Origin of the sequence: Paraburkholderia sp. RL17-368-BIF-A, assembly GCF_046054045.1 — a bacterium.
GTDB lineage: Bacteria > Pseudomonadota > Gammaproteobacteria > Burkholderiales > Burkholderiaceae > Paraburkholderia > Paraburkholderia graminis.
Window position 1 is genome coordinate 321251 of the sequence record NZ_JARESN010000002.1, and the last position, 25169, is coordinate 346419.

Annotated in this window: 20 protein-coding genes; 9 read left to right on the plus strand and 11 right to left on the minus strand. The window is 59.4% G+C overall.

All coding sequences use genetic code 11. The features are described from left to right. Nucleotides 1–119: 119 nt before the first annotated feature. Nucleotides 120–2402, plus strand: a complete 2283-nt coding sequence (locus P0D87_RS04565; RefSeq protein WP_053859226.1) for an amylo-alpha-1,6-glucosidase — start codon at nt 120–122, stop codon at nt 2400–2402. A gap of 100 nt (nt 2403–2502) precedes the next feature. Here P0D87_RS04565 and P0D87_RS04570 read toward each other — a convergent pair whose 3' ends face one another. After that, nucleotides 2503–2811 carry a hypothetical protein gene (locus tag P0D87_RS04570; RefSeq protein WP_082367093.1) on the minus strand — a complete coding sequence of 103 codons (309 nt, stop codon included), beginning with the start codon at nt 2809–2811 and terminating at the stop codon, nt 2503–2505. A gap of 270 nt (nt 2812–3081) precedes the next feature. Between P0D87_RS04570 and P0D87_RS04575 the strand changes: the two genes are divergently transcribed. Continuing rightward, nucleotides 3082–3339, plus strand: a complete 258-nt coding sequence (locus tag P0D87_RS04575) for a hypothetical protein (protein ID WP_053860718.1) — start codon at nt 3082–3084, stop codon at nt 3337–3339. Between the two features lie 82 nt (nt 3340–3421). On the opposite strand, the gene P0D87_RS04580 is transcribed toward P0D87_RS04575, so the two are convergent. Both P0D87_RS04580 and P0D87_RS04585 read right to left on the minus strand, forming a co-directional pair. Next, nucleotides 3422–3598: a hypothetical protein gene (locus tag P0D87_RS04580; RefSeq protein WP_408636735.1), complete on the minus strand. Its 177-nt coding sequence runs from the start codon at nt 3596–3598 to the stop codon at nt 3422–3424. Nucleotides 3599–3740: 142 nt separating this feature from the next. Further along, complete coding sequence (locus P0D87_RS04585; protein WP_053859224.1) at nt 3741–5309, minus strand: sensor domain-containing diguanylate cyclase; 1569 nt, start codon at nt 5307–5309, stop codon at nt 3741–3743. A 454-nt stretch (nt 5310–5763) separates the two neighbouring features. Between P0D87_RS04585 and P0D87_RS04590 the strand changes: the two genes are divergently transcribed. Next, nucleotides 5764–7221: a lysozyme inhibitor LprI family protein gene (locus P0D87_RS04590; protein ID WP_053859223.1), complete on the plus strand. Its 1458-nt coding sequence runs from the start codon at nt 5764–5766 to the stop codon at nt 7219–7221. Between the two features lie 162 nt (nt 7222–7383). Here P0D87_RS04590 and maiA read toward each other — a convergent pair whose 3' ends face one another. From maiA to P0D87_RS04615, 5 genes are all read right to left on the minus strand, one after another. After that, on the minus strand, nt 7384–8031 hold the full coding sequence (gene maiA, locus P0D87_RS04595) for a maleylacetoacetate isomerase (RefSeq protein WP_053859222.1): 648 nt from the start codon (nt 8029–8031) through the stop codon (nt 7384–7386). Continuing rightward, complete coding sequence (fahA, locus tag P0D87_RS04600; protein ID WP_053859221.1) at nt 8028–9410, minus strand: fumarylacetoacetase; 1383 nt, start codon at nt 9408–9410, stop codon at nt 8028–8030. The genes maiA and fahA overlap by 4 nt, the downstream gene beginning before the upstream one ends. Continuing rightward, nucleotides 9410–10744 carry a homogentisate 1,2-dioxygenase gene (gene hmgA / locus P0D87_RS04605; RefSeq protein WP_053860717.1) on the minus strand — a complete coding sequence of 445 codons (1335 nt, stop codon included), beginning with the start codon at nt 10742–10744 and terminating at the stop codon, nt 9410–9412. The genes fahA and hmgA overlap by 1 nt, the downstream gene beginning before the upstream one ends. Before the next feature lie 150 nt (nt 10745–10894). Continuing rightward, nucleotides 10895–11851: an MBL fold metallo-hydrolase gene (locus P0D87_RS04610; protein ID WP_116117929.1), complete on the minus strand. Its 957-nt coding sequence runs from the start codon at nt 11849–11851 to the stop codon at nt 10895–10897. A gap of 642 nt (nt 11852–12493) precedes the next feature. Further along, nucleotides 12494–13303: an IclR family transcriptional regulator gene (locus P0D87_RS04615; RefSeq protein WP_053859220.1), complete on the minus strand. Its 810-nt coding sequence runs from the start codon at nt 13301–13303 to the stop codon at nt 12494–12496. Between the two features lie 97 nt (nt 13304–13400). Between P0D87_RS04615 and P0D87_RS04620 the strand changes: the two genes are divergently transcribed. Next, nucleotides 13401–14234 carry an IclR family transcriptional regulator gene (locus tag P0D87_RS04620; protein WP_171799961.1) on the plus strand — a complete coding sequence of 278 codons (834 nt, stop codon included), beginning with the start codon at nt 13401–13403 and terminating at the stop codon, nt 14232–14234. A gap of 82 nt (nt 14235–14316) precedes the next feature. Here the strand turns inward: P0D87_RS04620 and P0D87_RS04625 are convergent, their stop codons facing one another. Next, nucleotides 14317–15486, minus strand: coding sequence for an MFS transporter (locus P0D87_RS04625; RefSeq protein ID WP_321175860.1), 1170 nt, complete (start codon nt 15484–15486; stop codon nt 14317–14319). Between the two features lie 454 nt (nt 15487–15940). Between P0D87_RS04625 and P0D87_RS04630 the strand changes: the two genes are divergently transcribed. Continuing rightward, nucleotides 15941–17284: an MFS transporter gene (locus tag P0D87_RS04630; RefSeq protein WP_053859218.1), complete on the plus strand. Its 1344-nt coding sequence runs from the start codon at nt 15941–15943 to the stop codon at nt 17282–17284. Nucleotides 17285–17484: 200 nt separating this feature from the next. Here the strand turns inward: P0D87_RS04630 and P0D87_RS04635 are convergent, their stop codons facing one another. Beyond that, complete coding sequence (locus tag P0D87_RS04635) at nt 17485–18138, minus strand: EthD domain-containing protein (protein ID WP_171799960.1); 654 nt, start codon at nt 18136–18138, stop codon at nt 17485–17487. A gap of 316 nt (nt 18139–18454) precedes the next feature. Here P0D87_RS04635 and P0D87_RS04640 point away from each other — a divergent pair, with 316 nt between their 5' ends. Further along, entirely contained in the window at nt 18455–20218 is a 1764-nt protein-coding gene (locus P0D87_RS04640) for an FAD-dependent oxidoreductase (RefSeq protein WP_053859216.1), read from the plus strand. Between the two features lie 155 nt (nt 20219–20373). Further along, nucleotides 20374–21162, plus strand: a complete 789-nt coding sequence (locus P0D87_RS04645) for an IclR family transcriptional regulator (protein WP_082367089.1) — start codon at nt 20374–20376, stop codon at nt 21160–21162. A gap of 207 nt (nt 21163–21369) precedes the next feature. Here P0D87_RS04645 and P0D87_RS04650 read toward each other — a convergent pair whose 3' ends face one another. Then, complete coding sequence (locus P0D87_RS04650) at nt 21370–22146, minus strand: SDR family NAD(P)-dependent oxidoreductase (RefSeq protein WP_053859214.1); 777 nt, start codon at nt 22144–22146, stop codon at nt 21370–21372. Nucleotides 22147–22673: 527 nt separating this feature from the next. On the opposite strand from P0D87_RS04650, the gene P0D87_RS04655 reads away from it, so the two are divergent. Further along, nucleotides 22674–23885, plus strand: a complete 1212-nt coding sequence (locus P0D87_RS04655) for a porin (RefSeq protein ID WP_408636736.1) — start codon at nt 22674–22676, stop codon at nt 23883–23885. A gap of 64 nt (nt 23886–23949) precedes the next feature. Then, the gene (locus tag P0D87_RS04660; protein WP_053860715.1) at nt 23950–25146 is read left to right on the plus strand and encodes an ABC transporter substrate-binding protein; all 1197 of its coding nucleotides are present in this window, start codon (nt 23950–23952) and stop codon (nt 25144–25146) included. Nucleotides 25147–25169: the final 23 nt, after the last annotated feature.

A 25169-nucleotide genomic window follows, 5' to 3' on the forward strand; every position in this document is an offset into this window, starting at 1 on the left:
AGAGCTTCTACAATCGGAAGCGGCCGGGCACTAACGGGCACCAATGAGCACGAACGGGCACCGACCGGCGGCAACCGCAAGCGAAGCATATGCAGCAGCGAACCATAGGAGCGACCCTGATGCAGCAGCCTGAAGCCCTCGGCGGCCTGTCCCACTCGGGCGGAATCGATCACCGCGAATCCGAGCCGGACGGCGTATTCATCCCGACGGAAAATCTCAACGTTGCAAGCGCCACGCAGCATGTGCTGAAGTCGGGCGACACGTTCATCGTCAACGATCCTCTCGGCGATATTACGGGCGTCGACGACGGCCTCTTCGTCAACGACACCCGCGTCCTCTCGCAACTGCGCCTGACGTTCGGCGGCCGCGCGCCGTCGCTGCTCTCGGGCAGTGTCAGCAGCGACAACACGTCGTTCACCGCGCATCTGACGAACCGCCCGTTGCCGCCGCTCGGCGGCGCCAGCACGCCGGAAGGCGTGATCCACGTCGAGCGCGTGCGCGTGCTGTCGGGCACGGTGTTGAACGAAGCCATCGAACTCACCAACTACGGCACGAGCGACGCCGTCGTGCCGCTGTCCATTTCCTTTGCCAGCGACTTCCGCGACATGTTCGAGGTGCGCGGCCTGAGCCGCGCGAAGCAGGGGCGTATCGAGCCGGCGCGCGTCGAGAACGACGAAGTGCTGCTCGGCTATCTCGGCCTCGACGACGTGGCGCGCAATGTGCAGATCGCCTTCGCGCCGCGGCCCGACAAGCTGTTTGCGGATCGCGCCGACTACACGGTCACGCTGCCGGCGCAGGCATGCGTGTCGATCTATCTGTCGGTCTCGGTTCAGGTGGTCTCGAAGACGCCCGATGCGCCGAGCGCGGGCGTGTCGTCGCCGACTCATCCGCTGAGCGAAGCGCATATGTCGCAGATCGACACCGAGCGCCCGCGGGTCGGCCGGGCGGCGGTGCGCGCGGCGCTGGTCGACGCGCACCTCGTGATGCGCGAGCGGCGGCGCGTGACCGCGCGCGTGCGCTCGAGCAATCCGCTCTTCAATGCGTGGATCGACCGCTCGCTCGCGGACCTTGGCCTGTTGACCACCGACCTCGCGACCGGCCCGTATCCGTACGCGGGCATTCCGTGGTTCTCCACGCCGTTCGGCCGCGATGCGGTGATCACGTCGTTGCAGACGCTGTGGTTGCAGCCGCAACTGGCCGCGGGCGTGCTGCGTTTTCTCGCCGAGCATCAGGCGCAGGAGAACTCGCCGTTTCGCGATGCCGCGCCCGGCAAGATCATGCACGAGATGCGAAAGGGCGAAATGGCCGCCACCGGCGAAGTGCCGTTCGCGTTGTATTACGGCGGCGTGGACACCACGCCGCTCTTCATCGTGCTGGCGGGCGCCTATGCGGCGCGCACGGGCGACGTCGGTCTGATCGACGAATTGTGGCCCGCGCTCGAGCGCGCGGCGGGCTGGGTCGCGGGCGTGTGCGACAAGAACCGCTACGGACTGCTCGACTATCAGCGCGAGTCGGACGGCGGCCTCGCGAACCAGGGCTGGAAAGACAGCCACGATTCGGTGTTCCATGCCGATGGCCGCTTCCCCGATGGCCCGATCGCGCTCGTCGAAGTGCAGGCGTATGCGAGCGCGGCGTTCGACACGATGGCCCACTACGCGAAGCTGCGCGGCATGCACGACGCAGCCGCGCAATACAAGGCGCGGGCGGAAAAGCTGCGCGAGTGCGTCGAAGAAAAATACTGGATGGAAGAGTCGGGCTTCTACGGCATCGCGCTCGACGGCCACGGCGAATTGTGCCGCGTGATGGCGTCGAATGCGGGGCACCTGCTGGCTTTCGGTTTGCCTTCGCGCGAACGCGGCGAATCGGTGGTGCGCGCATTGGACTCGACGCTCTTTCACACCGGCTGGGGCGTGCGCACGCTCGCCGCGAGCCAGTCGCGGTTCAATCCGATGGCGTATCACAACGGCTCGGTCTGGCCGCATGACAACGCGATCTGCGCGCGCGGCCTGTCGCGCTACGGCGGCAAGGCGGCGGCGGTGCGGCTGCTGCAGGCACTGTTTCAGGCAGCGGTCAATTTCGACATGCGTCTGCCGGAGCTGTTCTGCGGATTCCCGCGCCGGCGCGGCGAGCCGCCGACTGCTTACCCGGTCGCGTGTCTGCCGCAGGCGTGGGCGGCCGGCTCGCCGTTCATGATGCTCGAGGCGTGTCTCGGTATCACCATCGACGCCGAACGCCGCGAGGTGTTGATCGAGCAGCCGATGCTGCCCGAGGGCATCGACTGGCTTGAGCTGGGCGATCTGCGGGTCGGCGACGCGTCGGTGTCTATCACGTTCCGCCGCATCGGCGAGAAGGTGGTGGCGTCCGCGGAACAGGGCGACGTGCGGGTGGTTGCGTTGTTGTGAGGGGCGGGTGAGGGTGGCGGTGCGGTGATCCGGCTTGGCGGCCAGTCCGCTCGATGGAGCCATTCGTTAAGCCTTCGATTGGCCTCCAATTGGCCTATTCTCAGTCGGGCTTTTTGAGGCCGCTCGGGTTGGCAGGCGTGCCCGGCGACGCCTCGGGACGCGGCGGCCTCGCGCCGTCCTCGGGAGCGACGATGAGGCCCGCGCCGGGCAAGAGCGACGTGCTGCCGGTCGTCGGTAGGGACGCCGGCGTGGGAGGCGCCGCGGACTGCGGCGCCTGCGGCCGCGCGCTGCCCGTCGAGCCGGGGTTGGAACGCGTGCGGCCTGCGCCTGCGTCCGTCCCCTGCGCGTAGGCCGTTCCCGCAATCACGAGGGTCCACGCTGCGACGGCGGCAAGTCTCGTGAGCATCATGGCGTCCTCCACTGACTTCGGCGCTCGCGCGCGGCGTCGCTGGCGGGCATCGCCGGATAAGCGTCGCCGGTATGCATATCGGATTGTTAGTGCACGCGGCGAGGCGGGTCAATCCGGGGGAAATACGCCGTTTTTCCTGCTCGCCCGCAGCCGCCGACGGGCGGGCTTTGGCCGCTTGCGCGTCGGCCGGCGGCACGCGGATTGCGTCGCTGCATGCGCCAGGTGTTGCACACGGGCTGCAACCAGCGCATTGCAATGGAGGAGGCCATCATGCGAGTGACTATGAAAGGCGTCGTGATGTCGGCGTTGATGCTCGGTTTGTCGGGCGCGGTCTACGCGGAGGGAGCGGCAACGAACGCCGGCGGCGGTGCCGGCGCGGGGCAGGGCGGCAACGGTATGCCGACGCCGAATGCAAGCGGGACGATGGCCTCGCCGTCCGACGGCATGGGCTCGTCGCACAAACCCATGAAAAAGCAGAAGAAGGGGGCGATGGGCGCAGCGGCGTCCGAGGGGGCGGCTAGTAAGTAGGTGGGGTGGGGCGGACGTAGCCGGACTGATGCGGATCGAGGCGGGCGAACGTTGACCGAGTCGACCGAAGCGGATCAGCGGATCAGCGGACCAGCGGACGAAGCGGACCGAGCGGACCAAGCGGACCAAGCGGACCAAGCGGACCAAGCGGACCAAGCGGACCAAGCGGACCAAGCGGACCGAGCGGACCGAGCGGACCGAGCGGACCGAGCGGACCGAGCGGACCAGCGGACCAGCGGACCAGCGGACCGGAGCGCACCCGGGCGCACCCGAGCGGACTAAAGCGCATCGAGCCTGGCGAGCCGAACCAAGCGGCCCGAGCCAGAACGACGTAAATCTCGCCGCGCCGCAGCTACAGCCCTCGCGCCAAACCGCGCATCTCGTCGCTACGCCGCACCGCTCTACGCCGCGCCGACGCTCGCGTCGTAATCCGCGTCCGTCTCCAACTCGCCGTCGTTCCGAGCAATCCGATAGGTGCCTTTACCCGCGTTCTTCGCGCTGTACATCGCCTCGTCGGCACGCCGGATGAGACTGTCGACAGGTTCGTGCGGCTCGGCCAGCGCAATGCCGATGCTCGTGCCGAGGCTGATCGTGCCGCCCGCCGTGAGCGCATACGGTTTCGCGATTTCGCGGATCACGCGCTGCGCGATGGCGACGATCGCGCTCAGCGTCGCCTCTTCGACGATCACAGCGAACTCGTCTCCGCCAAGGCGCGCCGCGAATTCGCCGTGGCGCAGCGTCTGCCGCAGGCGCGCCGCGACCGTCTCCAGCACCTCGTCGCCGGCGGTATGGCCATGCCGGTCGTTGACCTGCTTGAAGCCGTCGAGATCCAGGTACAGCACCGCCGTGCGCGTTTCGCGCCGCGTGTGACTCCGCAACAGGATTCGGTCGAGACACTCGCGCAGTTCGCGCCGATTCGCGAGCCCTGTCAGCGAATCGTGGCGGGCGAGATACAGCACCTTGGCTTCGCTTTGGCGGCGTTCCGTCACATCCTCGATGATGACGACCGCGCTGCCGTCGGGCACCGGATTTCGCCGTAACTCCAACTGACGTCCGTTGCGCAATTCGAGCGCCAGCGGCCGCCGTTTTTCCTGCAGCCAGGCGGTGCATCGTTCGACGAACTGCTGACGCAGCGCGTCGTCGAACTGTGCAAAACCGGCATGGCTGATGAACTCGGGCAGCGGCAAATTCAGCTTGAGCATATCGACGCTCGTGCCGAACAATTGCGCCGTGCGGCTATTCGCAATCACCACCTTGCCCGCGGGATCGAGCGTGCACAGACCGTGCGGCATGTGCGTGAGCGCGGCGTCGAAACGCGCCGCGAGTTCGGCGTGATTCTGCTCGGCGGTCATCAGCGCGACGAGTCCGCGGTAGTGGCGCCGCACGATGGACGTCATCGCCCCGACGTACAGAAGCAGCGGCGGCACGAGTATCCAGGAACCATCGGTCGGCGAGAGCAGCGCGCCGACGCCGATAGGTATCGACACCACGCATATCTGCGCGATCGCGAGGCGCGGCACCGCGGCGTTCCTCGACGCGACGCCGCCCAGGATGCCCGAGGCGACCATGATGGCGAGTGCTGCGAGCGTGGTGTCGGTGGTGCGCACGCAGCCCATCGTCCCGAGCCCGAGCATGAGGCTCGTCGCGACGCACAACGGCGCGTAGGCGGCGGCCCACGGGCCCGGATTCGCCGGTCCCTTGCGGCTATGCGCGACGTAAGCGTGGATAATGCTCAGGCGTCCTAGCAATAGCCAGACGTCGGCGAACAGCCAGACGATCGTCCACGGCTGATGCAGGCGCACATAAGCCGCCGCGGCGACGAACGCGCTGGCGACGATCGACATGACAAGCGGCCGCCGGTTGTCGAAAAGCGTCGACAACAGACGGGCGCGGATAGACGGACACACGGCTGCGCCGAGTTCGGGCGGCGTCGCGAGGATCGACTCAGAAACGGAAAGATTGACTGCCATGAGACCGCTCGAATTAGTGCGGGGCGGAGCTAGGTTCCTTGTCTTATCGGCGGACGACGGCGGTTCTTTATGGGGAATTGCCCGGAGGGGGATGGTTTAGAAGGCGCACCGTAGGCCCGATTTGTTTTAGAGCGTACCTATGAACTCCTTGTAGTCGAACTCAGTCAGCGAACGCCGGACAGATCGCCGCATGACGCCGGAGGCGACCAGAACAGAGCCAAATTTGAGACAGGGCGCAAGGTAGAATATTTTGGGGTCAGTTTGACGAAACGATTGCAGAACCGGCAGGTAAGCGACGCATCATTAGCTCCGCGCAGTCGAGCAACTCACCTCGAGCGCTACGAGACACGTTGTTATAAGAACCAGAACCGCAAAGGGAGTCTTATGGGATGGGGTTTTAGAAAGAGCATAAAAAAGGGGGCTCTGTGAGCCTTTCAAGAGAGAGCAGGCGGCCTTGGACTTCGCCGCGCAGGTCCGGGAGCGGACGACCAATGCGCTCCTGCGGTACTTCTTCTCACACGGCGTCTACGTCGTAAGGGACGACCTGACACAGGCGTTCGTTCTGGAAGACCACAGGGACTTTCTCGAGACGCTCGCGAAGGAGCTCGACGCTACCACGAAAGCCATTCGACTCGCGGCCGACATCGGGTCGATATCGCTCGCTGAGAAGGAAAAGGCGATGCGTGCAGTGTACGAAATCGAGGAAAAGTGCGGCCAGCATCATGGACGCCGGAGTCAGCTTCAGAACGAGGCTGCCACGCTCTTAAACATCGTGCGACGGTGGCCGAGGTCTCCCAACTTCACCGCGACGCTTGTCGTCGGCCTTCTCGGTTCGCTCCTTCTGCTACCAAGCAACATTTCGATGGGTTTGACGCTGCTTGCTGTCACGGTTTCGCACGGCGCCTATAGGCTGTTTGCGTTCAACCGTAAGAAGGCTACCCTGGATGGGCAACTGACTGAAGTCAACGCAAGATTCGATAGTCTGGTCACAGCAGAGGTGTCGCAGCGGCCTGTGCCGCCGAGCGGCCCAGATTACGTCTACGCGAAAGCCATTGGGGTTGGGGTCTTGCTTGGGGGCAGTGCGATGACGGCGTCTTTATACCACTCGTCGCACGGGGCAAATGAGGAAGCAGCGACGCACCAGGTCGCAAGCGCATCTGACAGTACAACGCGCACATCGACTCCGGGCAATGCCGCCTCGGGACAAGGCCAGGGAGATTCCAGCCAGATGACCGGGAAGTTCGGCTGGATGATTGGCAAACCTGCCTTCGAGGTGGTCAATGACCGTCGCTTCCGGGCGGCATTCAACCACGTCTCACGTGACGACTGGAAGAAGATTGCCGCCCGCTTCGCCCTGACGAGTTCCGATGGAATCTTGTTGACGGACGGATACCTCGTAGGCAAGGGCTGTAAGGCTCATGCCTGTGTCTCAGAAACGGCAATGTTCGCAATTAACGCATCGATGGGCAAGGGTGACCTGATTTTCAGGGAAACGGTCGATTACACAACAGGTAAAACTGTTGTCAGGAGCTTTGTCTGGAGCGACTTGCCACTGGAATCAACGCCTCTTGCTGAGTGGGCAAAGCCTGACGACGCTGCCAGCGACTCGGTGGCTGAGACCCAGGACAGTGTTGCGCCTCAGGCCAGCTTTGATTGCACGAAAGCGCGTTCGGACGCTCAGCATCTCATTTGCAGTGACGCAGAGTTGGCCGCTGCAGACGTCGAATTGGCCGCACTGTATGCAAAGGCCAAGGCCGCCGCGACCGACCAGGCTGCTTTTAAAGAGCGCACTCGAACTGAGTGGAACTATCGCGAACAGAATTGCCACGACCGCGAATGTTTGTCCCGCTGGTATGCCGATCAGAAAACGGTTCTGCTGCAACTCGCCGAAACCGGCCACGCTGGAGGTTAGGGTTTGCTTTCGGGTCAGCGGCGGGTTCTTCCGGGCTGGGAACAACTCCTGCGTAGAAGAACGGTCGCAATCAAAACTGGCCCATGCCCCGCACGGCAAAAAATTGAATTCGCAATCGATAAGCGTTGTGGAAGCGGACTGGCTTGTCGAAGAAAGGGCGGGTCAACCCTCCGCGTCCGGTTGGCCGGAGGGTTCCGCTTGCCTGAAGGCGTCCAAATCAAAGGCGTTGTCGGAAATGCGTTTGATGGTCGGATAGTTGTCCAGCGGTATGTCAAATCGGCGGGCGTTCCAGACTTGTGGTGCCAGGCAAATGTCAGCAAGAGTTGGTGCGTCGCCGAACGCGAACTTTCGAACGCGTCTTTCCGCTTTAAGCCGCACCTCCAATGAGCCGAAACCGACATCAATCCAATGCCGGTACCATTGCGACTTCTGCTCATCAGATATGCCGAAGTTTTTCTTCAGATACTGGAGTACCCGCAAATTGTTGACCGGATGTATTTCGCAGGCGACCTGAAGCGCAACGGAGCGGACGTAGGCCCGGTCGGTGGGGTCTCCGGGAAGAAGCGGCGGGTCGGGATACTTCTCGTCGAGGTATTCGATTATCGCCAGAGACTGCGTCAAAACGTCCGGTCCGTTCTCAAGCGTTGGGACGATACCGTCTGGATTTACCCGACGGTATGCTGGTGAGAGCTGTTGGCCGCCATCCTTGAGAAGATGAACGGCCTCGTACTGAAACGGCAGCTCTTTCAAGGCGAGTGCGATACGAACCCGATAAGACGCTGAGCTGCGGAAGTAGCTATACAGCTTCATTCGCCGTCCTCTGTGGCCGGAACCTCGAGTGCGGGCAATATGGCGCCGACGCATGAACCGAACCCTATCCGATAGCCGCCGCCTTGGCACCAGCCAGTCAGAGTAAGTTCGTCGCCATCCTCGATGAAGCCCCGCGTCTCGCCATCGTCGAGTTCGAGTGGTGATTGCCCGTTCCACGTCAGCTCGAGCAAGCTGCCGAACGTCCCAATCTTGTCGTCGGCCGATTCAGATTTCGGCCCACTGATGGTCCCTGAACCCAAAAGGTCTCCGACCCGCACGTTGCAGCCAGCGGAGGTGTGATGCACCAACTGTTGCGCCATCGACCAGTACATGTACTTGAAGTTGGTTCTGGCGATAGTCGTTGGCGACGCAGAAGCCCGAGGCTTCAGTTGTACCTCAAGGTGCAGGTCGACTCCGGCCCTCGTGGCTCCCCGCAGGTATGCCAGAGGCTTCGGCGATTGCGGCGGTTGTTCGACGCGAAACGGCTCCAGCGCTTCCATGGTAACCACCCACGGAGAAATGGTCGTCGCGAATCCTTTCGAGTTGAACGGGCCAAGTGGCTGGTATTCCCACTGCTGGATGTCGCGCGCGCTCCAGTCGTTGAGAAGGACCATTCCGAAGATATGCCCGTCCGCGTCGGCAGCGCAAATAGGTGAGCCAAGTGCGTTACCCACCCCGACAAAAAACCCGGTTTCCAGCTCAATGTCGAGCTTGCGGCACGGCCCATAGGTCGGGCGTTCAGCGTCGGGACTCTTGCGCTGCCCATTTGGTCGGCGAATCGGTGTGCCGCTCACCACGACCGAGGACGCCCGGCCGTTGTAACCGATAGGAATCTCGAGCCAATTTGGCATCAATGCGTTCTTCGGGTCGCGGAACATCGCTCCGACGTTTGTCGCATGTTCTCTCGAGGAGTAGAAATCTGTGTAGCCCGGTATATCGAACGGGAGATGCATGACCGCGTCCGATTGGCGCACGAACGCTCGGTCTTGCAATTCTGCGTTGTCCCGAAGCGCCGAACTGTCTGTGGCCAGCAGCGTCGAAAGCTGAATCCGGATACTTGTCCAGGTGGCTTTTCCCAAGGCTACAAAATCATTGAGCCGGCCCTGACGGAAGACGCTTTTAGGTTGCCCGTCATTGTCGGTGACAACATACGGCACGGCAATCAGTCCTGCGGACTCGAGCTCCGAAACGTCGACAATCAGGTCTCCGATTGCAACACCAACCCGTGCCGTGTCGGACTTGTCGTCGGAGAACACCCCGAAAGGAAGGTTCTGGATGGGAAAGTCGGTGTGGGCAGAATTCGCCGACTCGACCCAGCTCCGAAGGCTTGGGTCAGTCGTCCGACTAAGCATCTGGGTATCGTCTGTTTTGGCTGACATCACTTGACGTCCGGATTGAAGTTGCTTCTAAGACCTTGCCAGCACTCGAAATACTGTGCCTGCAACTGCGAGGCTTCCAGAGCAAACTGAGTGGGCTTGATGAGATTGCGCGTCTCGAACATGAAAGCCATGGTTGAATCAACCTTCATTGGTACTGTCGTGTCGGACGCTGATGCCTTCTCAAACGTGCCGGCGTCGGGGCCATGTCCTGACATGCAGTTGTGCAGGCTGGCGCCTCCAGGCGCAAACCCTTCCGCTTTGGCGTCATACTCGCCGTGAATTAGCCCCATGAACTCGCTGGCAAAGTTCCGATGGAACCAAGGCGGCCGGAACGTGTCTTCGGCCGCAAGCCACCGCGGCGGGAAGATGACGAAGTCGACGGTGTCAACGCCGGGCGTGTCGCTCGGCGAGTGGAGCACCAGAAAAATCGACGGGTCTGGATGGTCGAAGCTGATTGAGCCAATCGTGTTGAAGAGCCGGAGGTCGTATTTGTACGGCGCGTAGTTACCGTGCCACGCTACGACGTCGAGCGGCGAGTGGCCAATGTCTGCGCGCCACAGATTCCCGTTAAGCTTTGCCACGAGTTCAAAATTGCCCTCGCGGACTTCATATGCTGCAAGCGGCGTCAGGAAGTCGCGTGGATTGGCAAGACCGTTCGAACCAATAGGACCGAGGTCGGGTAGGCGTAACAGGGCACCGAAGTTTTCGCAGACATAGCCGCGGGCTTCGCCATCGGGCAACTCGACGCGAAAGCGTACGCCTCGCGGAATGACAGCGATTTCTTGTGGCTCCACGTCGAGAAGACCCAGCTCGGTCGCAATGCTCAGGCGACCGGCTTGGGGAACAATCAGGAGTTCTCCGTCAGCGCTGTAGAAGAACCGGTCTGTCATCGACCGGTTCGTTGCGTACATATGGATAGCACATCCCGACATCGCCTCCGCCGAACCATTGCCAGCCATGGTTACCAGACCGTCAATAAAATCTGTCGGCGTTTCCGGCATCGGAAGCGGGTCCCAGCGCAACTGATTTGGAGGCGTTGGGGGCACACTCGAGAAGTCGCTAACGAGTCTGTCGCTCTGTAACAGCGTGAACGGCATATGGACCGCAGCTGGTCGCACTCGATATAGCCATGAACGACGGTTGTGGGACCGAGGAGCAGTGAATGCCGTGCCCGACAGTTGTTCGGCGTACAGACCGTAGGGTGCGCGCTGGGGCGAATTTCGACCAACCGGGAGAGCGCCGGGAAGTGCCTCGGTGGCGAACTCGCTGGCGAATCCGGATTGGTAGCCAACTGGATGGGCAGAGAAGGCAGACGCGGGCGATGCGCGTTCCAGTAACGGATTGCAGGGCGCGCCCGCCTGAGCAGTCTCACGGCGACTTGGTGTATCTCGCGTCGGTTGTTGCACTTTGGAAACTCCAGATTGAGCTTGTCGTTGAAGCGACCTGTGCGTTCCTGATGTACACAGGCCGGCGCGCCATGCAGGTCAGCCCTCGAGGGTCTCCCACATCTCCTTGTCGCGCTGCGCGGTCCAGATGCGAGGGTCCGGGTACTGCGTTGCTTCGTCGTGTGCTCGCGTGACGTCGAACGGCATGCAATGGTCGAAGATGACCCAGTCGCCGAACTTCGGCTTCAGTGTGGCGTAAGTCTCTTTGTAGATTGCGTTCAAGTCTTTGCCTTCGCTGGAACCGGACTTGACCTTGCTATAGAGCTCGCTGACGAAAGCGCGTGTTCCTGCCAGACCGTCGGCTACTTCCTGTGGCGTCTTGAGAGCAGCGCCTCGGCCGGGAACCAGCTTTTCGGGCTTTAGTGCGGCGATTGCATCGAGCGTGGCAGGCCAGTCCTGGAAATACGCATCGCCTGCATACGGAGTTGCTCCGTACTCGACCAGGTCGCCGGAGAGCAGGGTCTTTTCCTGCGGAAGCCAGACAACCGTGTCGCCCTTGGTGTGTCCACGACCAAGCTGCAGAATTTGCACTTCGAGCTTGCCCATCCAGAGCGTCATCTTTTTCTGGAAGGTAAGCGTGGGCCACGTCAGGCCGGGCACCGATTCAACCGCATTGAAGAGGCGCGGGAAGCGCTCGATTTCGCTCTTCATGTCCTGCTCGCCGCGCTCGACAATCAGGTCGTAGGTGTCCTGACTGGCGATGATTTGCTCAGCGTTATACGCCGATGCTCCAAGTACGCGGACCGCGTGATAGTGAGTTAGCAGGACGTACTTGATAGGTTTGTCAGTGACTTCGCGAATGCGGCGAATCACGTCCTGAGCCATCACCGGCGTCGCCTGAGTGTCCGCGACGAGTACTGCGTCGTCCCCGATGATGATGCCGGTATTGGGGTCGCCCTCAGCGGTGTATGCGTACGCATGTTCAGAAAGCTGTTCGAACGTGACTTTCTTTTCTTCAACGTCCGCGTGGGAAGCAAACTTCTTTTCTGTCGCCATGGCAGAAGACCTCTACAAATTGATTGAAGGGGACAGGGTGGGTTTTGGCCAGCAACCCCGGCATTGATTGAATTATACATAAACGAATACAATCGCATATAGATAATTTCCCGTACCCCTTAGACTGACCCCATACTGGGACGCCAGTCCTGCTGCAATTACAGATATCCGAAGCGTGTGGGTATATGGGGGCGCTGGCTGCCGGCGAGCGGCGCACGGCGGTGATGAACTGGCGCGACGCCAAGACGCAGGCGTGGATTCATCTCATGTGATTGTCGGACGGCGCACTTGAGTCCGTGGATGCCTTCGGCGCTGGCAGGGGCGGGGCGGCGCACTACCGCGAGGCCGACATGCCTGTTGACTGTTCTTAGCGGCCGCGTGGGCCGACGTGCCGCACTGATAGGTGCTCGACGTCAGAGCCTCTGTGTTTCGAAGGGTTTCAGAGAGGTGGCCGCGCCAGTGAGCCCAGCTTTTTCGGGCTCGCCTGCGCAATTAGCATCAAAGCGATGCAGGGATTTGATGGTGGCTTGCGGGAGCGCCGCCGTGCGTGCGTTGGAAGGTCTCAGTCGGTGACTGGCGACGCCCCACGCAGCCGCGAATTGTCTTCGCATTTTTCGGGCGTTGCTGTCGCATCGCGATGCGCTAGGCCTCGTCGCCGGGGATGGCGGAGTAGCCTAGTCGGTAGGATAGGTCCAGTGTGGTCTGGCGCAGGGTCAACGCAAGTTCCCCATCCCAACTTGTATCGAACGTACCTGCGGGCCCAACGAGAGTGATGGCGAGCGCTATGGACCCCGTGAACAGGAATACAGGTGCCGCGATAGCATTTACACCCGGCAAAGGATGGCCCGAAGTGCGGGTCATGCCTTCCTCGCGAATCTTCCGATATTCCTTGAACAGGTCCTGCTTTTCCGTTGTCTTCAGTGCGGTTGCACCGCTGAGCCGTATGCTCTCGTCTGCGAGAGCCTTCTGCACCAAGGACTCTGGCATATACGCGCCGAAAAGTCGTCCCGTTGCCGTGTTGACGAGCGACATGACCGTGCCGACTCGCAAAGTGAGATGCAACGGATAGGAAGGGTCTTCCTGCCGAACGACGACCGGTCCGTTCGGCCCCCAAGTCGTCAAAAAAACGCTCTGTCCGGTTTTCGATGCTAGAGCCAATACGTCCGCCTCGGCTTCGCGCAGAGGATTTAATCGTTGCAGCCCGTACAAGCCAAGGCGCAGCGCGAGGGGACCTGGGGCATAATCGCCTGATGGCTCCATTCGCTGTACCAGTTGAAGCTTGATAAGGCTCACCAGATACGGGAAAAGTTTGGCTGGAGACATGCCGGTGACCCGCGAAATTTCTTTGAGCGGCATGGGCGAGTCAGATTGCGTGAGTGCCAGCAGAATTTCGCTGCCCACTTCAACTGACTGGATTCCCCGCTGGGCTTTTTCGGTGCTTTCGGTGTCCATTTGCGTATCTTGTCGGATTCAGAATCCAAGTGCCTTACGGTGACCAGGAAGCCGGTAAAATCAGCGAAACATGATGTGTTCGTGCACAGAGGATTGCATGGTAACGAAGCAGCGGGCAAAAGAAAATCCGGAAAGCCTCGATTCAAGTGCCCGGAAGGAGCAACGCGGCATTCAGAGCATGGAAGTCGGTGGCCGTTTCCTTCAGTATCTCGCGGACGCTGGCGAACCAGTGACGCTTGCTGAGCTCAGCGCGCGCAGCGGCATTCCCGCGAATCAGGTGTTCACCTATATGGTGAGCCTGCTTCGTACGGGCCTGGTCAAACGCGACCCCGTGACCTCGCGTTTCGAGCCAGGGCCTTTGTCTCTGCGCATGGGGTTGCATGCGCTTCGCATGGTGCCCGCGGTCCGTAATGCCATGCAGCCTTCCACCGACCTTGCGACGCGCGTCGAGCAAAGTGTGCTTCTCGCCGCATGGGGAGACCGTGGTCCGACCGTTCTGCAAAGCATAGAGCCGGCCGCCTCGCTGCATGCAGGTGTTCACGTCGGCACAGTTATGTCGCTCACGCATTCGACGACTGGCCGTGTGTTTGCTGCATACAAGCAGGGTTCCACGCTCGCCGAGCTCGTCGGGGCGGACGTCGGGTCGCAAGCTCCTGATGGTGAACGGCTGACCATGATGCAGTTTGACGCCATTCTGGCGGATATTCGAAAGCGAGGAGTCGCGCGAGGAGAAGGTATGCCGATTCCAGGAATCAACAGCATCAGCGCGCCGGTTTTTGACAACAACGGAGAGATTGTTCTTGTTTTGACGCTCTTCGGCGTTGCCGCGAATTTCGACGTTTCCTGGAAAGGCCCGCTGGTTACCAGTCTTCTTGCGACCACCAAGCTGTTGACTGAACAGAATTCCGCGCCGACGGTACCGGCCGTCTAGGCACGCCTGTTCCATCTGGTTTGCCGTGCGCTTCCTTTGCCAGCTCGCGGCCACCCCGGGTATCTGCTCCGTCGGCATTCCGCTAGGTCCTCGCCAGCTGTGCGGTTTGGCGAGAAACCAGCGACGAAAACACGACTGCGACTAGAAAAAGGCCGAAAGCACAGCCTATAAAAATGGGCGGCGCTGAAAATCTGTCGATGAACCACGCAGCGCAAGCAACGCCTATTGATTGCCCAAAGAAAAGAAAGCACGAAAAGAGCGACACGGCGGTTCCGCGGGCGCTCGGTGCCATCTGCGTGGCATGGGTCTGCAAGGTGTTGTGCAAAGCGTAGAAGCCAAACCCAGCCATGAAGCAGGCGGGTAGCGCAAGCCACCAGGAACTGAGAAGCGCGAGTCCGCCGTATGACACGGCGAGACAGGCACCGCCAAGCCTCGCCAGATTGGCTTCTTCCAAGCGACGGACCAGGAGGCGCGCACATCGGCTGTACGTTAAACCGCCTACCCCATAAAGTGCCACAATCGCGCCCGCCCTCGACATCGGAAGTTCGAATGCCCCGTGTAGGTAGGTCGGGACGAACGATAGCGCGCTGAACGCGAGCGAGCCTTCGATGAAGGTGACGAGGAGCACTGTTCGAGCCCAAGGAATCGCTAACACCTCAAAAGCACGGTACCCGAAACGGCCGGGCGTCGACTTGCTCGACATGTCCGACGAATTGACTTCTCGCAAGACGAAAAGCCCCGCAATCAGATAAATCAGGGCCAGTGAGGCGAACGAGATTCGCCAGGCAGCGGAGTCGGCAAGCAATGCCCCTAGCCACTGACCGGCAATCATCCCGAAAACGGTCGCGCCGAGCAGCCGTGCGAGGATTTCCTGACGCCGCTCATAAGGTACTGTGTCGCCAATCCAGGCCATAGTTAAAGGGACTATTCCCGCGGCCGCAGCGCCGGACACTACCCGGGCCGCGACCAATTGGCCCATATGAACGGACAATGCTGCAGCAAGGTTTCCTACCGTGCAGGCCAGCGTGGTCAGAGCGATTACGCGAACTTTTCCGAACTTGTCTCCCAAAGGCCCGAAGACGAGTTGGGTAAGTCCGTATGCGAGGGCGAACCCGGAAATTGCCAGGGCGGCGCGCCCCATGTTCACACCAAACTCCGCCTGCAGCGACGGTAACAGCGAATCGCAAACCCGCATTGACGCCATGCTGGCAAAGCAGCACGCGCTCAGAAGCCACAAAATTCTCGCGGACAAACTGGTCTCCCTGACATGCAATCGCTGCACGTAGCAACGCACTTGCTTGGAATTATACATACACAACTATATACGCGTACAACAAAATATGATTGATGGCGCTGCGGGACGCCAGGCAGAGCGAATTCAAGGCAAGGGCGGCCAATTCGAACTTGCTGGTCCGAGCCCGTGCGGCGCATAGCCGGAGCTTCGGTAGCTCTTAGACTCATCTAACGAACCGGTGTAGGCACGTTAGGTGTTTACCAACACGTCCAAGCGGTTTGCGGTCTAGATGCACTGAGATAGGTACAAACGAGAATTATATATATGCGAAGCAGGACGTTAATATGTAATCAAGAAGAGTGAGCCTGCCATGGTGCGGTTGCCTTCCAAGTGGGTTCGCGGTCAGTGGGATGGCGTAGGTACTCCGACTGACAGCGGACCACAACTGAAAATAACTGCACTGGAGTTTCTGATGACAACGCGAAGTTCAGTCGGCACGGTCCCTGCACCGACGAATCCCCCATCTGTCGGCACATCGGATGACACCTTGTTTCGCAAAGTGACGCTGCGAATCATTCCGTTTCTCTTCTTCTGTTACGTCATTGCAATCCTGGACCGGAACAACATCGGGTTCGCTCAGTTGCAGATGAAGCACGACCTTTCCTTCACTGACGCCGCGTACAGTTTGGGCGCAGTGTTCTTTTTTGTCGGGTACGTCCTCTTCGAAGTGCCAAGCAACATACTCTTGCATAAGTATGGAGCCAGGAAGACCTTTGCACGAATCATGGTGTTGTGGGGTGCGTGTTCGGTCATGATGGTCGCGGTATCCAACAGCACACAGTTTTACGTCTTACGCTTTCTTCTCGGTGTATTCGAGGCCGGCTTCTTTCCAGGCATCGTTTTATATCTCACGTACTGGTTCCCGGCACGCCGTCGCGCAGGCGCGCTGTCCGTTTTTTATGCTGGTGTCGCCGTCGCCGGTGTGCTTGGGGGTCTGGTCTCTGGCTGGATTATGCGCGGCATGGATGGAGTCCATGGTGCCCACGGTTGGCAGTGGATGCTGGCCATCGAGGGTGCTCCGGCAATCCTGCTTGGTGTTATCGCATTCTTCTTCTTGAAGGACAGACCGTCCGCTGCACCGTGGCTTAGCGCAGGTGAGAAGCGGCGGCTGGAAGACGTGCTGGCGAACGACGGAAAACCTGCCGAGCCGAGCCATTCCCTGCTTGCGGCAGTGGGTAACCCGTACGTCTATGTGTTCGCGTTTGTGTACTTCTGCCTGACCTCGGGCATCCTCCTGTTGCTATTCTGGATGCCGACGATGATTCGCGAATTCGGAATTACCGACATCGTTCAGATTAGTCTGTACTCGGCAATCCCGAATGCAATCGGCGCTGTGGGCGTGATTTTGATTGCTCGTCGTTCTGACCGACGCAACGAACGCAAATGGCATTTCATCGTCTGTGGCGCTGGCGCCGCTGCGGCGCTCGCGCTACTGACTTCGCATGGCCTGGGCTTCGCACTGTCCATGGCGCTGTTGACCGCGGCAGCCGTATTTATTTACGCGGCTCATCCCATCTTCTGGTCTGTGCCCGCTAGCTTCTTTCGCGGTTCCAGCGCTCCTGCGAGCATCGCGCTGGTCAGTACTATCGGTGTAACCAGCGGAACCATCACCCCGTACCTAATCGGTCTTATCAAGACCTACACTGGAAGCATGAACAACGCGTTCTATTTCATCGCATTCATGCTGCTTCTTGCCTGCACGGCGATGTTTTTCGCGTTACGGTCCGAACGAGCGAGCAATTCACATAAAGGGTGAACTGAGAGCCGGAAATGAGATGTACCGGGCGCCTGAAGCTTCGGCGCCCTTTGTTCTTTCGGTGCGGGCTGACGGTGCGGTTTCGTAGCAATTCTCGAATCGCGTGCGCTATGAGTTCGCTAGAGAGAGGGCAACCTGCCCGCCAAACCGGCTATCGGTCTGAAACGGTCACCAGCATCAGATGCCTACGACCATTCGGATTACCTGACCACGAGCGGGTTAATAAGATACGCAGCCGCACGGTCGGCTAAGCCGTCAATCCTTTGCACAAGGCTGCTCTCAATTCGAAACCCATCATGCGCCTCCGCAATATTCTTGAACCACAGTGCGACAAGTACGGTGGGCGCAACAGGCTCTGCCCATAGGCGTTCGCGCCTCGCGCTTTTGTTCGTCCAGTTGAACGATGTTGTCGCAGGCGTCGATTGCCCCTTGTCGGATTCGACAATTACCTGCTCGAACTCAGTTCGTGAGACACCTGCCTTTAGAGCAGCGACGAGAATGACCTTCACGCCTGCAGGCTCTTTGGCCTCGTCTTCATGGTCGACTACGCAAAGCGTCCATCCACGCAGGAAGTTTGGCTCATCTTCGGGAATGTATCGACTCCCGACCGCGGAATCTTGCGCTTTGGACATCAGCTCATCGCTTTCAAAGCAGAGCTCGACGATGCCATCGACATCAAAACATCCCGAACCACCCGCGGACTTCCAGAGAGTTTTGTCAACTCTATTTTGCGTGTATTTCGCAATGCCATTCATACACAAAGCGAGTTGAGCATGGCAGCCAGACCAGTACGCGCGAAAGTCGCTTACTGAAGTGCCTTCCCTGCGCGCCAGCAAAGTCATACGTTTAATCATCTCGTCTCCAGAGTAGGTGAAGCAAGCGGTACTGGCGGCAGACCGCCGCGTAGTCAGAAATTCGATGACAAAGGTGGCGAGCGCAGCGCCTGCACACAAGGCCACCAACGGCATCCAAACGGAAGGGAACAAGCCTTTCCCACGGGGTCCTCAATTTACATCCGCGACAAGGAAATCCGGCATAGGGATTGTACGTACGCAAATATGTACGCGTATGTGTAATTACGGCGTATGATTTGACCATGGCCCAGAAGACGGGGATGGATTATGAGGACGCACTTGGGAAGGGGGCGCGCCTCGCTATCGGAGATGCGTAATGAAGCAGGAAAGCGAATATAGCTGTGACGTGCTAGTTATTGGTTCGGGTTGCTCAGGAATGTCCGCGGCAATCACAGCCGCGTCTGAGGGGCTCAATGTTCTCGTTATCGAGAAAGAGCCCAAGTTCGGCGGCTCAACAGCTCGGTCGGGCGGTTGGCTCTGGATTCCGAATACTGCGCTTGCAAAGGTGCAAGGAATTTATGAAGCGGACGATGCCGCGCGTACGTATCTGCAGCACGAGGCGGGGTCGAGCTTTGATGGTGAGCGCGTCGACGCCTTCATCAAGAATGGGGCGGAAGCTGTGGACTTCTTCACAGCGAAGACAGCTGTGCGCTTCGACATGCCTCTCGTGTTTCCCGACTATCACGCCGAGGCGCCCGGCGGTATGCAAGGTGGCCGTTCCATGGTCACACGTCCGTTCGACGGCCGCGAACTCGGCGCCGCAATTAAGGACCTCGCTCCGGCTCTGCCCGAACTCACCGTATTCGGAATGATGCTTGGTTCGGGCAAGGAAATTGTGCACTTCATGCGGGTGACGAAGTCAATCAAGTCTGCCTGGTACGTCACCAAGCGTCTGTCGCGCCACTTTGCAGACGTTTTGAAGCACGGTCGCGGCATGACGCTGACGAACGGCAACGCGCTTGCCGGTCGTCTTGCGAAGTCGCTCTTCGACCTGAACGTTCCTCTTTGGCTCAACACCAAGGCGCTCAGCCTCACCAGCGACAACGGCCGAATCACCGGTGCGGTCCTTGACCGGGCTGGTTCGAAAGTACGGGTGAGCGCGAACCGTGCTGTTATCCTCGCGAGCGGCGGTTTCCCGTACGACATCGAACGTCGCAAGCAACTCTTCCGCCACGCTCCGACAGGTTCCGAACATTTCTCGCCTTCTCCGACCGGTAACACCGGCGACGGATTGCGCATGGCTGAAGCGGTCGGCGGTCAAGTGACGACAACGCTTCCGAACGCGGCTGCCTGGGTGCCGGTTTCGACGTTGACCAGAAAGGACGGAACAACAGGTATCATGCCGCACTTTATCGACCGCGCGAAGCCGGGCGTTATCTCCGTGCTACGTGACGGCCGTCGGTTCACGAACGAAGGCAACTCGTACCATGACTTCGTGCAAGCGCTGGTGAAGTCGACGCCTGTGGGAGAGGAGATTTCCGCACATCTCATCTGCGACCACAAGACTCTCCGAACGTACGGCCTCGGTAGTGTTGCTCCGTTCCCGATGCCCATTGCCCGCTATCTGCGTGTCGGCTACCTGACGAAAGCATCAACCGTAGACGAGCTGGCCGAGAAGATTGGCGTCAATGCGCTCAACTTCAAAGAGACGGTGCGAGGCTATAACGCCGAGGCGCGACTAGGTCGAGACTCACTCTTCGGGAAGGGAAGCACAGCATATAACCGTTATCAGGGTGACGCTCTTCATTCGCCGAACCCGTGTGTCGCGCCTATCGAGAAAGGCCCTTTCTATGCGCTCAAAATCCGTGTCGGTGACATCGGAACATTCGCTGGCCTGAAGACTGATTCTTCATGCCGCGTGCTCAACTGCGACGGCTCGCCAATCGATGGGCTGTTCGCGGTTGGCAACGACGCATGCAGCATCATGGGCGGGAACTACCCCGGCGCCGGCATTACGCTGGGACCCGCGTTGACTTTCGGCTACATCGCAGGCAAAGCAGTCGCGTCTGCCACATTGGCCCGGAAGGAAGAAACTGTGATGGACGCTCCGGGCGCCAAATTTGCAGTGGTGTCCCATTAACGAAGCGTAGAAATTCCGATGGGCGTGCGTTGCCGCGGTTGCTGTTGCACAGCGGCTCGCGGCTTTTTTTCGCATGTCGGACCTGGTCGAGAAACGCGACGCGCCGACGGTCGGCATCGCCAGGCCCGGGACGATGCTTGTAAACGGGGGGAGGTATGAAGGCTGCCGAATGCGTTGAGCAACTTGCTCCCAGAAGAACCAAGGCCCAGCGTGGAATCCATGCGATGGAGGTTGGAGGGGCGCTTTTGCAGCATCTGGCTGACGCCGGAAGACCTGTTTCGATGCTGGGGCTGAGCGTTGCGACCGCCTTGCCTTTGAATCAGGTCTTCACATACATGGTCAGTTTGGTTCGCACCGGACTGGTTAGACGTGATTCAATGACCCACAGCTTCGAGCCCGGACCGCTCGCACTGAAGCTTGGCCTGCGAGCTTTAGCGCAACTCCACCCATTGCACAAGGCGGTGGAGTTGGCCATTGAACTGCTTAAAGACGAAAATCACGGCGCGTTTGTCGCGATATGGACAGACCATGGCCCCACCGTCATTCGATACCACGGCCCCGAAATGTACCTGCATGTCGGCTTGCATGTGGGGTCGGTAATGTCCATCGCCCACAGCAGCACAGGGAGACTATTCGCCGCGTTCTTTCCGAGGCACACGATTGAACCGATGCTTGCTCGTGAAGTTGCGAAGGCCGAAGCGGTCTCGACGCAATGCTTTGAGGATGTAATTGAGAACTTCGCAGGAGTTGTGCGGAACACAAACCTGTCACGAACGCTGGGTGTGCCAATCCCAGGCGTCGACAGCCTGAGCGCACCCGTTTTCGACCGCGGGCAGATGGTGCTTTCAGTTACCATTTTCGGCCCCTCAAGCACGCTAGATACTTCTGATACCGGAACCGTTGCGAGGGGACTGCTTCAGCTCTCTGAAAAGCTGTCTTCATAAGGCCTTGGGAATCGAAGACTTCGGTGGTCCATGCAGCCCGGCAAGCTGGTGGTTCGCGAAAATGCGCAGCTTTTGGTGCTGGCGTCGGCACGTAGTATCTGCAAACGGATTTCGCTGCGAGAACCGCGAACGCCACGCTTCTTTCTTCTCCGGCGTAGACAGTGTTGCGCAAAAAAGCCCGCTAAGCGGGCTTTAGCAGGACAGACCTTAGATAGCTAAAAATCCACCATCTACTGCGAGGGTTACGCCCGTCACGTAGCGGGACATTCCAGACGCCAAGAATATTGTTGGGCCGACGAGGTCTTCGGTTTGGCCAACCCGACCCATGGGGATGCGTGACATAAACGCCTCGAGACGCGCCGGATTCTCGCGTGTTGCAGCCGTCATCGGGGTCTCGATGACGCCCGGCGCCAATGCATTTACGCGTACCCCATGAGGTGCTAGTTCAGCGGCTAGCGACTGCGTGAACATCTTGATTGCACCTTTGGATGGGGAATAGCCGAGGCTAGCGCCTTGTCCAGCATAAGCGGCTATAGAGGCAACGTTGATAATCACGCCTTTGGTCGTCTTGATGGCATCAAGAAACGCATGTGTGACGTTGAACGTGCCTTGAACGTTCACATCCATCACTTTTTTCCAGTTCTTTGCTGCGTTCGGGCTCGTCGAATTCTCGCGAATGATGATGCCAGCATTGTTCACAAGTACGTCGACGGGCCCAATGTCGTTGTGGACTTTGTCGGCAAGGGTGTAACAAGCGTCTGCGTTGGTGACATCGAGCTCGAACGGCCACGCTTTCCCGCCCTGCTTCTCAATAAGCGCGGCGGTTTCGCTGACGTGTTCGAAAGCAATGTCGCTAACCACAACCTTGGCACCAGACTGAGCAAGGCCGAGCGCGAGGGCACGCCCATTGCCTTGCCCGGCGCCGGTTACGAAAGCCACGCGGTCTTCGAGCAGACGTGGCGCGATGTACTGAGGGAACGACATGGTTTCTCCTTGATGTCTGATGGATATACGGCCAGCAACGCTGCTGCTGTAGTCTTTCACATGGACATATGTAATTGCATAGGTGTAATTACCCACATCGAGACACCACATTGCCATCGATATTGCGATAGCTCTGATGCGTTGCTTGCGACTTAGCGCATGGCTCCGTCTGGGCCCGCGTGGTGTGGGGGTTTTCGCCGTCCGAATCGTCTTTGAGATGAATGTGAAGCTGCGGGATAGGGATTTGCACCTATGCAAAAGAAGTGGCGAATGTTTAATTTCGTGGCGTAGTATCTGGTCTATCGGGGGGCACCCCTCCCTCACGACAACGAGCGTCGCAAACAAGTCTTTCATGCGTGACACGGTGCATCCCTTCGAACCGAGTGAGCGTGAATCGCTGCACCGATTCGTTCTACTACATATATAAAGCGAAATCGGCTTGTTGCCTACGACAGGCCGTTACAAGTGAGGGCGCTCGGGCGCCACTGCTGACGACGCGGACCAAAGAATTATTAAGGAGACGTTGAATGTCGAAGAATAGAGTTGTTCAATGCGCTGTAGGTGCGAGTCTCGGTCTGGCTGTTCTTCCTGCATGTGCTCAGTCGAGCGTGATTCTGTACGGCATTGTCGACACGTCTATCACCTATCAAAACAGTCAGACAACTCTTGGCTCGACGACGCCAGGAAAGTCCAACGTTCGCATGCAGTCGGGTGTATGGAACGGAGACCGTTGGGGGCTGCGTGGCACAGAGGACCTCGGTAACGGCTATCAGACGTTGTTTGTCCTGGAGTCGGGTTTCAATCTCGCGAGCGGCGGGCAGCAGTTCTCGAACGCCATGTTCGGCAGACAGGCGCGCATCGAGTTGTCGAACCCGGCCTACGGTGCGTTGTCAGTGGGCCGTCAATATAGCGCTTACTACGTGATGCTTTCGCCGTGGGTTCCTGCGTTCTATCAGACCGGGTACGGTTCGCATCCTGGCGACCTTGACGGCCTGGATACCTACTATCGCTCCAACAACGCGATTTCTTATACAACGCCGACGTTCTACGGCATTACAGCAAGTGGCCAATTCGCACCCGCCGGCGTGCCCGGAAGTTTGAATCAGGGGTCGACCTGGAGTGGTGGACTTCAGTACAAGGGTGGCAATTTCGGTCTTGCCGCGGGCTTCTGGCGCATCAATAACTCAACCCCCGGCGGCGGCCCATACGGCGCGGAATCTTCTGTGAACTCGTCTGGCCAGCAGGGCGTGTCTGCCATCACTAATGGTTACAGCCAGGCGCAGGCTCAGCAGCGCTTTGCTGTCGATGGCGGCTACGTCTTCAACCAGAACTGGGACATCTCGTTTGCATATTCGAACGTGCAGTACATCCCGGGTGTGAATTCCAAGTTCACGGACACGGCTGTCTGGAACACGGTGGGCAGTGTGCTTCATTGGAAGCCGGCCGCTGCATTCGATTTATCGCTTGGCTACAGCTACACCTGGGCTTCCAAGGCGAACAACATCACGGACGCAGCAAAGTACCACCAGGTGGTTCTCTCCCAGTATTACGCGCTGTCGAAGCGCACAGGTTTATACGCGCTCGAAGGATACCAGCGTGCGTCGGGTCAGACGCTGGGTAACCCGGGAACTGGCGCAATTATCAATGCAACACCGGCCATCGGTGACAGCTTCCAGACAACCCCGGGGGCGAGCCGCTCCTTGGTCGCGGTCAGTCTGGGTGTCGTGAGCAAGTTCTGATTGATTGAAACGACGATGGGATGAATACGCCCATCGAATGCTGAAGCAACAGGTTGGAGACATCATGAAAGCAATTCGCGTCATCACAGGAATCGTAGCCTCGCTCAGTTTTGCTGCGGCGGTCCCCGCCGCGTCGGCGCAGGAAATAAAGATTGGCTTCAACGGCGACCTTTCTGCGTCGCCCTCCGCACAGAGCGGACAAGCCGCTGTCCTTGGCATGCAAGCTGCAATAGCTGATGTGAATGCGGCGGGTGGACTGCTCGGCAAAAAACTGACGCTCGTCGTGCGCGACGATGTATCACAGCCGCCCAAGTCTATCCAGAACATGACGGACCTCATCGACAACGAAAAGGTTGTTGCCGTCTTCGGTCCGACGAACTCTGGAAACGCAATGGCATGGAAGCACATCGTCAATCAGAAGAAGATGCCGGTTATTGACAACGTCTCGTCGGGAACTGACATCACCAAGCCGATGAGCTCCGGTGCGGACAACTACATGTTCCGTGTCTCGATGGTCGACCGTGAGCAAGTCGCGGCGCTGATGGCGTATGTAAAGAAGACGGGTAGTGCGAACAAGGTTGGCTTCATGACTGAGACGACAGGCTACGGTCAAGGCGCTCTCAAAGACATGAAGTCCATCGCCAACATGCAGGGAATTACTCCCGCTGCAATCGAACAATTTGGCGTCGGCGACACAGACATGACTTCCCAGTTGAACAAGCTCAAGGAAGCAGGCGTCGACACAGTCATCATCTGGGCGCAGGGTACTCCTATCGCTCAGGTCATGCGGAGCATGGAGAAAGTCAACTACTACCCGCGTACGCTCAGTTCGTGGGCGGCGGACAACATCACTTTCTATGATGCAGCCGGAAAGACGTTGGCAGAGAAGCCGCTCTTTCTGCGTACCGTCAGTGAAAATCGAACGCCGGCGCAGGACCGGCTGTTCACCCGCGTTGGGTCTCAGTTGAAGGCGCCGAGCTCGTTCTCGTTTGCGCTGCACGGCTACGACTCCGTGATGATTCTGGTTCAGGCAATCAAGCAGGCGAACAGTACCGATGGCTCGGCAATCCGTGTTGCGCTCGAGAATCTCAATGCACCGGTGCAAGGTCTGCTTAAAACCTACAACAAGCCTTTCAGCAAGACAAATCACGAAGCACTGGTAGCCAAAGACTTCGTGTGGGTGCACTGGAAAGATGGCCGACTCGTGCCGTACAGCGATGCGCTCGTTGCGTCCCTGACTCCGGCCGACTACAAACAGTAACGGCCCCATTGATGGTGGCGGCG